This window comes from Neisseria sp. P0009.S008 (genome assembly GCF_051958615.1).
GTDB lineage: Bacteria > Pseudomonadota > Gammaproteobacteria > Burkholderiales > Neisseriaceae > Neisseria > Neisseria subflava.
Genome location: NZ_JBQCVG010000036.1, coordinates 1 through 376 on the forward strand (window position 1 = coordinate 1; position 376 = coordinate 376).

The window sequence follows — 376 nt, forward strand, 5'->3', positions numbered from 1 at the left end:
GGGAGTAAGACCTGGGCGTGAATAGCGCACAGGGTTGATAGTACCCGAAGAGGAAGGGACGGCTAACTTCGTGCCAGCAGCCGCGGTAATACGAAGGTCCCGAGCGTTGTTCGGAATCACTGGGCGTAAAGGGAGCGTAGGCGGCGTGGTAAGTCAGATGTGAAATCCCGGGGCTCAACCCCGGAACTGCATCCGATACTGCCATGCTAGAGGATTGGAGAGGTAGCTGGAATTCTTGGTGTAGCAGTGAAATGCGTGGAGATCAAGAGGAACACTCGTGGCGAAAGCGAGCTACTGGACAATTCCTGACGCTGAGGCTCGAAGGCCAGGGTAGCGAAAGGGATTAGATACCCCAGTAGTCCTGTCTCTTATACAC

1 rRNA gene is annotated in these 376 nt (G+C 55.1%); it reads left to right on the forward strand.

The features are described 5' to 3' along the window. Nucleotides 1-376: ribosomal RNA gene (locus tag ACTHSQ_RS11135) — 16S ribosomal RNA — on the forward strand; the annotation flags it as partial.